This is a genomic window from Cellulomonas septica (assembly GCF_012396155.1).
Classification (GTDB): Bacteria; Actinomycetota; Actinomycetes; order Actinomycetales; family Cellulomonadaceae; genus Cellulomonas; species Cellulomonas septica.
Genome location: NZ_JAAXOY010000131.1, coordinates 1 through 7,048, shown reverse-complemented (window position 1 = coordinate 7,048; position 7,048 = coordinate 1). Strand labels below are relative to the sequence as shown.

Genomic DNA, 7,048 nt, shown 5'->3' with positions numbered 1-7,048 from the left:
GTGACGTCCGCCGACGACGACGGCGTCACGCTGTCCGACGGCACACGCATCCGCACGCGCACGGTCCTGGCGACGACGGGTCAGCGCCCGGTGCGCCTGCCCGGCACCGAGCCTCTCGCGCGCGACGACGACGGCCGGCTCCGCACGCTGCCCGACCTCACGGTCCGCGACGGGGTCTGGGCCGCAGGCGACGCGGCTCGCGTCCTGCACCCGCGCACGCACGAGCCGGTCCCCGCGAACGCGCTGTGGGCGATCAAGGCCGGCGACCAGGTGGGTCGCAACGTCGCCCGCGCCCTCCAGAGCCGACCGGGCCGACCGTTCCGCTACCTCGGCCTCGGCCAGGGCGCCGCGTTCGGCGTCGGCCACGGCGTCGCGGACATCTGGGGTCTGAGCATCACGGGTCCGCTCGCCTGGATCCTGCGCCTTGTCTTCTTCCTCCGCTTCCTGCCGTCCCGCCGCCGCGCCCTCGCGATCCCCACCGAGCTCCGCCGCCGCCACGCGACGCGCCGGGCGGCGATCGGTCGCGCCGCGCGGTCCGCGGAGAACGCGGTCGGGTCGGGCGGGGTGCGGTTCGCCCCGGCGGAGACCTGACGTGCCGGGCTCGACCGCATGGCCCGCAGCAGCGTCGTGCATGTAAACTGCATGCATGGTGGCGCTGCAGATCAGGGACGTGCCCGACGAGGTGCGTGACGCACTGGCAGAGCGAGCGCGTCAGGAGGGGCAGTCGCTCCAGGCGTACCTGCTCCGCGTCGTGCTGCGGGAGGCCTCGTTCGCCCGCAACCAGGCGCTCGTCGCAGGACTTGCCGGATGGACGAGCGGAACCGGCGTGACCGGAGACGACGTCCTCGGAGCCTTGACGAGCGGTCGACCGGACGCGGCCGCCCGGTGATCGTGCCGGACGCCTCGGTCGTCGCACTCCTCTTCGCCGACGTCGAGGCCGACGCCCGCGTCCTCGCGGCACGCGCGGTGCTCGCCGCCGACCCCGTCTGGGTCGCACCCGAGCACTGGCACACCGAGGTCCTCAGCGTCATCCGCGGACTGTGGCTCGGCAAGAAGCTCGACACCGAACGCGCCGAACGCTCGGTCGCGACGCTCGCGCAGATGGTCGTCATGACGGCACCGACCGCCCCCCTGATCCCGCGCATGTGGGAGCTGCGCTCGTCGCTGAGCACCTATGACGCCGGATACGTGGCGACCGCCGAGGCCCACGGCTGCACCCTGGTGACCGCCGACGCCCGGATCGGCCGGGCAGGGGTCGCACGCTGCCCGGTGCAGACCGTCTGACGCGGCGGGCGGGACCCTCACGGGCGCGACCAGCCGTCCGGCGAGTCGGAGACACGCCGAGGGCGGGCCACCCCGGAAGGTGACCCGCCCTCGGCGGTCGTGCGGCGGGCAGCCCGTCAGAGGACCTGCGAGACCGCCGGCAGCATGTCCTTGATCGTGCGGCCGCTGGTGCGGACGCCGAGCGCCGTCATGCTCCAGCCGGCGCCGTCCCGCGTCACCTTCGCCATGATCTGCGCGGTGTGCGAGCCGGAGCCCGACAGGTCGTAACGGGCGACCTCCTGGCCGGTGGTCTCGTCGATCAGGCGGCAGAACGCGTTCTCGATCTGCGCGAACGTCTCGCCGGTGTAGCTGTTCACGACGAACACGAGCGTCTTCACCGCGGGGTTCACGCCGGTGAGCGCGACGCGGATCGACTCGTCGTCGCCGTCGCCCGCACCCGTCCGGTTGTCGCCGGTGTGCTGCACCGCGCCGTCCTTGCTGGCGAGCTGGCTGAACCACACCTGGTCGACGAGCGCACCGTTCGCGTCGAACAGCAGCGCCGAGGCGTCGAGGTCGACCGACTTCTCCTTCGCGCGCCCGAACAGGCCCTTGACCTTGATGGCGTCCCAGCCGAGGCCCATGCGGACCTGCGTCAGGGTGCCGCCGTCGGACTTGGTGAGCGAGACGGTCTGGCCCTTGGTGAGGTTGACGGACACGTGCGGCCTTTCGACGGGGCGGGTGGGTCAGGACGTCAGGGGGTGGACGTCAGCTGCGGCTCGCGGTCGCCCTCCGCACCGCCCGGGTGCGCGGCGCGCTCCCGACGGTTGCGGCGGACGGACGCGGCGAACGCGGCACCGATGAACGCGACGCCCACGAGGCCGGTGATGATCTCGTCGACGTGGAAGCCGATGCTGACCAGCAGGATCGCGGCGAGGGCACCGATGGCCCAGTGCGCGCCGTGCTCGAGGTAGACGTACTCGGACAGCGTGCCCTTGCGGACCAGGAAGACGGTGATCGACCGGACGAACATCGCGCCGATGAAGCCGAGGCCCAGGGCGATGATGATCGGGTCGGGCGTGATCGCGAAGGCGCCGATGACGCCGTCGAACGAGAACGACGCGTCGAGGACCTCGAGGTAGAGGAAGAGGAAGAAGCCGGCCTTGCCGGTGGCCTTCGCGAGCTCGGTCGGGCCGGAGCGGCCGGACTTCTCGGCGACGGTCTTGTCGGCGACGGCCTCGACCTCGGCGGGCGCGTCGTCGTCGGCGGCGTCGGGCACGTTGAAGAGCGAGCCCAGCCCGTTGACCGCGATGTACGTGATCATGCCGAGCACGCCGGAGACCATGACGATCGCCGGGTCGTCCGCGAGGAGCTCCGCGGCGAGGACGAGCGCGATGCCGCCGACGACGACGGACAGCTGGTCGAGCTTGCCGATCTTGGCGAGCGGCTTCTCGAGCCACGACAGCCAGGTGATCTCACGGTCCTCGAAGATGAAGTCGAGGAAGAGCATGAGCAGGAACATGCCGCCGAACGCCGCGATCTGCGGGTGCGCCTCGTTGAGCAGGTACCCGTAGGTGCCGGGCTCGTGCGGGTCGCCCTTCTCCATCGCGAGCGAGATCGCCTCGACCGGGTTGAGGTTCGCGGTGATGCCCACGATGAGCAGCGGGAAGACGAGCCGCATGCCGAAGACGGCGATCGCGATGCCGACGGTGAGGAAGATCCGCTGCCAGAACGGGCTCATCCGCTCCAGGATCTTCGCGTTGACGACCGCGTTGTCGAAGGACAGCGACACCTCGAGCACGCCGAGGATGAGGCACAGCACGAAGGCGTTCCAGCCGCCGTAGAAGAACGCGACGACGAGCGACACGAGCGTGACGGCGAGCGACCAGCCGAAGATGCGGAAGAACACGGGACTCTCGATCTCGTGAAGGGGTGGGGGTGACCGCTGCAGGGCCGACCGCAGTCTAGGAGCGACTGCGGCCGGCCGTGCGGCGGGTCAGCCGATCTGGACGCCGAAGTCCGTCGCGATCCCGGCCAGGCCCGTGTCGTAGCCCTGGCCCACCGCGCGGAACTTCCACTCGACGCCGTGCCGGTAGATCTCCCCGAAGATCATCGCCGTCTCGGTCGAGGCGTCCTCGGACAGGTCGTACCGGGCGAGCTCGTTGCCGTCGGACTGGTCGACGACGCGGATGAACGCGTTGCGCACCTGCCCGAAGCTCTGCTGCCGCGCGGGTGCGTCGTAGATCGAGACGGGGAAGACGATCCGCTCGACGTCGGCGGGCACCGCCGCCAGGTCGAGCACGATCGCCTCGTCGTCCCCGTCGCCCTCGCCCGTGCGGTTGTCGCCCGTGTGCGTCACGGACCCGTCCGGGCTCGAGAGGTTGTTGTAGAAGACGAAGTGCGCGTCCGACAGGACCTTGCCGTTCGCGCCGACGAGCAGCGCGCTGGCGTCCAGGTCGAACCCGGCACCCGTCGTGGTGCGGACGTCCCAGCCGAGCCCGACGAGCGCCTTCGTGAGGTTCGGCGCCTCCTTCGTCAGGGAGACGTTGCCGCCCTTGGCGAGGACGACGCCCATCAGACGCCGACGCCGAAGTCGCGGGCGATGCCCGCGAGACCGGACGCGTAGCCCTGGCCGACCGCGCGGAACTTCCACTCGGCGCCGTTGCGGTACAGCTCGCCGAAGACCATCGCCGTCTCGGTCGACGCGTCCTCGGAGAGGTCGTAGCGCGCGAGCTCGGCGTTGTCCGCCTGGTTCACGACGCGGATGAACGCGTTGCGGACCTGGCCGAACGTCTGGCGGCGGTTCTCGGCGTCGTAGATCGACACCGGGAAGACGATCTTGTCCGCCTCGGCCGGCACGGACGCGAGGTCGACCTTGATCTGCTCGTCGTCGCCCTCGCCCTCACCCGTGAGGTTGTCGCCGAGGTGCTGCACGGAGCCGTCGACGCTCGTGAGGTTGTTGAAGAAGACGAAGTGCTTGTCCGAGAGGACCTTGCCGTCGGCGCCGACGACGATCGCCGAGGCGTCGAGGTCGAAGTCGTCACCGGTCGTCGTGCGCAGGTCCCAGCCGAGACCGACGACGACCGCGGTCAGCCCGGGCGCCGCCTTCGTCAGGCTGACGTTCCCGCCCTTGGTGAGGCTGAGAGACACGTGCTCCTCCTTCGCGGACCGGGGGGAGCGGCTCTCCCGCCCGTCGGACGATCCCAACGACCGATCCGGCGCCGGGGTTCCGAGCGATGCTATCCACGCGGACCCCGCCCACACGTCGGTCCACAGGAGGATCCGCCCGGCCGGACGAGCACACGCACCGCCGCCGCGTCCTAGAGTCGTTCCCGTGCCCGGCGGCGCCGGGCCACCCGCCCGAACGCCCTGCCTGGAGGTCTCCCCATGTCCGAGCTCGACCTCGGGTCGACGCCCACCGCCCCCGCGCCTGCGGCGCCGGCGCCCGGTGCGCTCGTCCTCACGCCGCCCGCCGCGGTTGTCGTGGTCAAGGAGGAGCAGGCCGTCGGCGCCGTCCCGCTCGAGGACGCCAAGCAGGTCGAGCTGCGGTCCAAGGCGAACGCGTTCGTCGCCGAGCTCACCGCGATCGACGCCAAGTCGCCCGCGTTCAGCCAGAAGGTCGCGTCGATCACCTCGATGGGCGAGCAGGACATGCGCGCCGCCGCGACGGTGTCGAGCCGCATGCTCGACCGTCCCGCCGCGATCGTGAAGGGCAAGAACACCGGCGACGCCCAGACGCGCGTCGCGAACACGCTCGTCGACCTGCGCAACACGGTGACGGACCTCGACCCGAACCGGGCCGACCTCACGGGCGCCAAGAAGGTCCTCAAGTGGATCCCGGGCGGCTCGAAGATCGACCAGTACTTCGCGAAGTACCAGTCGGCACAGCAGCACCTCGACGCGATCATCAAGGCCCTCGCGTCCGGCCAGGACGAGCTCCGCAAGGACAACGCGGCCATCGAGACCGAGAAGGCGAACCTGTGGGCCGCGATGGGCCGGCTCGCCGAGTACAACTCGCTCGCGTCCGCCCTCGACGACGCGCTCGTCGAGAAGATCGCGCAGCTCGAGGCCGCGGGCCGGCAGGAGGACGCCGACGCCGTCCGTGCCGACGCGCTGTTCCCCGTGCGCCAGCGCCGCCAGGACTTCATGACGCAGATGGCCGTGTCCGTGCAGGGCTACATGGCGCTCGACCTGGTCCGCCGCAACAACCTCGAGCTCATCAAGGGCGTCGACCGCGCGCAGACCACGACCGTCGCCGCGCTGCGGACCGCCGTCATCGTCGCGCAGGCGCTCTCGCGCCAGAAGCTCGTGCTCGACCAGATCACCGCGCTCAACACCGTCACCTCGAACCTCATCGAGTCGACGTCCGAGCAGCTCAAGATCCAGGGCGCCGCGATCAACCAGCAGGCGTCCGAGGCGACGCTCGACGTCGCGAAGCTGCAGGCCGCGTTCGACAACGTCTTCCAGACGATGGACGCGCTCGACACGTTCCGCGCGCAGGCCGTCGACTCCATGGCGCAGACCGTCACCGCCCTCGAGGGCCAGATCGAGCGCGCCCAGCCGTACCTGGAGCGCACCCGCCGGCGTGAGCTCGAGTCCTGAGAGCGGCGGTCGCCGCCGGGGGTTCTGGCAGCGGCTGCGCGACCGTGACGAGCCCGTCGCCGTCGTGCAGCCGCCCGTCGCGTCCGGCGACAGCCCCGCCGAGCTGCGCCGTGCCGTCGCGGAGGTCGTCCGGCTGGTCAACTCCCGGTCGGGCGACCTGCCCGTCGCGGCCGTCGTCAACGCGCGCCGCCTCACCGACCTGCTGCGCGAGGTCGTCGACACCTCCGAGGTCCGCCCGCTCGACGTGTACGCCGTGATGTCCGTGCAGGGCACCGCGACGGACTACCTGCCGACGACGCTGCGCTCGTACCTCGCCGTCGACGAGTCGCTCCGCGACGTCCCGCGGGGGAGCGGCGTGACGCCGACGCAGGCGCTCATGATCCAGATCGACACCCTCACGACGTCCGTCGCGGCCACCCTCGACGCCGTGCAGCACCAGGACGCCGACGCCCTCATGACGCAGGGCGCGTTCCTCCGTACGAAGTTCGCCCGCTCCGACCTGGACCTGTGAGCAGACCCCTGATGGCAGCCCGACCCATGCCCCGCGGCGGCAACGCCAACCTCACGCGCGAGATCCCGCACCTCACCGGCGTCGTCGTCGGCGTCGCGCTCGCGTCGCCCGAGACCGTGCTCGTCGACAACCTCGTCGTCGCGACCCTCCTGTGCGACGACGCGACCCAGCTGCTCTCGCGCGAGCACGTCGTGTTCTTCAACCAGCTCACGTCGCCCGACCTGTCCGTCGCGCAGCTCGAGAAGGCCCGGTCCACCGGTGACCTCGAGCAGATCGAGGTCGACCTGCGCGACGTGCCGCCCGAGGTCGCGCGCATCGTCGTCGTCGCCTACATCAACGAGGGCCTCGGCCACCGCCGCTCGCTCGGGCAGCTCCGCGAGGCGCGCGTCCGCGTGCTCGACCTCGCCGGGGACGACGAGCTCGTCGTCTCCGAGAACCTCGCGCCCGCGCTGTCCACCGAGACCGGCCTCGTCCTCGCCGAGCTCTACCGCAACGGCCCGCACTGGAAGTTCAAGGTCGTCGGGCAGGGGTACGCCGACGGGATCGCGGGCATCCTGCGCGACCACGGCCTGCGGTCGTGAGCGGCGTCGGCCTCGGCCCGGCGGGCGCACCGCCGCGCGACGACCTGCCGTGGCTCCGCCGTCGGCGGCTGCGTCCTGACGCTCCCGCCCGCCC

At 71.4% G+C, this 7,048-nt stretch carries 10 protein-coding genes; 6 read left to right on the top strand and 4 right to left on the bottom strand.

Translation table 11 applies throughout. The features are described 5' to 3' along the window. The 3 genes from HGA02_RS07180 to HGA02_RS07170 all read left to right on the top strand — a co-directional run. Nucleotides 1-591, top strand: a 591-nt coding sequence (locus HGA02_RS07180; RefSeq protein WP_343035344.1) for an NAD(P)/FAD-dependent oxidoreductase, incomplete at its 5' end; no start/stop codon positions are given. Between the two features lie 55 nt (nucleotides 592-646). After that, nucleotides 647-889: a FitA-like ribbon-helix-helix domain-containing protein gene (locus HGA02_RS07175; protein ID WP_168678442.1), complete on the top strand. Its 243-nt coding sequence runs from the start codon at nucleotides 647-649 to the stop codon at nucleotides 887-889. Next, nucleotides 886-1,284, top strand: coding sequence for a PIN domain-containing protein (locus HGA02_RS07170; protein WP_168678450.1), 399 nt, complete (start codon nucleotides 886-888; stop codon nucleotides 1,282-1,284). The genes HGA02_RS07175 and HGA02_RS07170 overlap by 4 nt, the downstream gene beginning before the upstream one ends. A gap of 116 nt (nucleotides 1,285-1,400) precedes the next feature. Here HGA02_RS07170 and HGA02_RS07165 read toward each other — a convergent pair whose 3' ends face one another. The 4 genes from HGA02_RS07165 to HGA02_RS07150 all read right to left on the bottom strand — a co-directional run bounded on the left by HGA02_RS07165 (nucleotide 1,401) and on the right by HGA02_RS07150 (nucleotide 4,410). After that, the gene (locus HGA02_RS07165) at nucleotides 1,401-1,979 is read right to left on the bottom strand and encodes a TerD family protein (protein ID WP_168678449.1); all 579 of its coding nucleotides are present in this window, start codon (nucleotides 1,977-1,979) and stop codon (nucleotides 1,401-1,403) included. 35 nt (nucleotides 1,980-2,014) lie between these two features. Then, on the bottom strand, nucleotides 2,015-3,169 hold the full coding sequence (locus HGA02_RS07160; RefSeq protein WP_168678448.1) for a DUF475 domain-containing protein: 1,155 nt from the start codon (nucleotides 3,167-3,169) through the stop codon (nucleotides 2,015-2,017). An 87-nt stretch (nucleotides 3,170-3,256) separates the two neighbouring features. Next, nucleotides 3,257-3,835, bottom strand: a complete 579-nt coding sequence (locus HGA02_RS07155; RefSeq protein WP_168678447.1) for a TerD family protein — start codon at nucleotides 3,833-3,835, stop codon at nucleotides 3,257-3,259. Further along, nucleotides 3,835-4,410 carry a TerD family protein gene (locus HGA02_RS07150; protein WP_168678446.1) on the bottom strand — a complete coding sequence of 192 codons (576 nt, stop codon included), beginning with the start codon at nucleotides 4,408-4,410 and terminating at the stop codon, nucleotides 3,835-3,837. The genes HGA02_RS07155 and HGA02_RS07150 overlap by 1 nt, the downstream gene beginning before the upstream one ends. A 237-nt stretch (nucleotides 4,411-4,647) precedes the next feature. On the opposite strand from HGA02_RS07150, the gene HGA02_RS07145 reads away from it, so the two are divergent. From HGA02_RS07145 to HGA02_RS07135, 3 genes are read left to right on the top strand one after another with little or no spacing between them, the layout of a single operon-like run. Beyond that, the gene (locus HGA02_RS07145; RefSeq protein WP_168678445.1) at nucleotides 4,648-5,862 is read left to right on the top strand and encodes a toxic anion resistance protein; all 1,215 of its coding nucleotides are present in this window, start codon (nucleotides 4,648-4,650) and stop codon (nucleotides 5,860-5,862) included. After that, the gene (locus tag HGA02_RS07140; RefSeq protein ID WP_168678444.1) at nucleotides 5,846-6,373 is read left to right on the top strand and encodes a hypothetical protein; all 528 of its coding nucleotides are present in this window, start codon (nucleotides 5,846-5,848) and stop codon (nucleotides 6,371-6,373) included. The genes HGA02_RS07145 and HGA02_RS07140 overlap by 17 nt, the downstream gene beginning before the upstream one ends. 11 nt (nucleotides 6,374-6,384) lie before the next feature. Next, nucleotides 6,385-6,954: a TerD family protein gene (locus HGA02_RS07135; RefSeq protein ID WP_168678443.1), complete on the top strand. Its 570-nt coding sequence runs from the start codon at nucleotides 6,385-6,387 to the stop codon at nucleotides 6,952-6,954. Nucleotides 6,955-7,048 lie beyond the last annotated feature (94 nt).

Coding starts and splice junctions, on each gene's coding strand:
- HGA02_RS07175 (WP_168678442.1), top strand. CDS start 647: ATGGTGGCGCTGCAGATCAGGGACGTGCCCGACGAGGTGCGTGACGCA.
- HGA02_RS07155 (WP_168678447.1), bottom strand. CDS start 3,835: ATGGGCGTCGTCCTCGCCAAGGGCGGCAACGTCTCCCTGACGAAGGAG.
- HGA02_RS07145 (WP_168678445.1), top strand. CDS start 4,648: ATGTCCGAGCTCGACCTCGGGTCGACGCCCACCGCCCCCGCGCCTGCG.
- HGA02_RS07135 (WP_168678443.1), top strand. CDS start 6,385: ATGGCAGCCCGACCCATGCCCCGCGGCGGCAACGCCAACCTCACGCGC.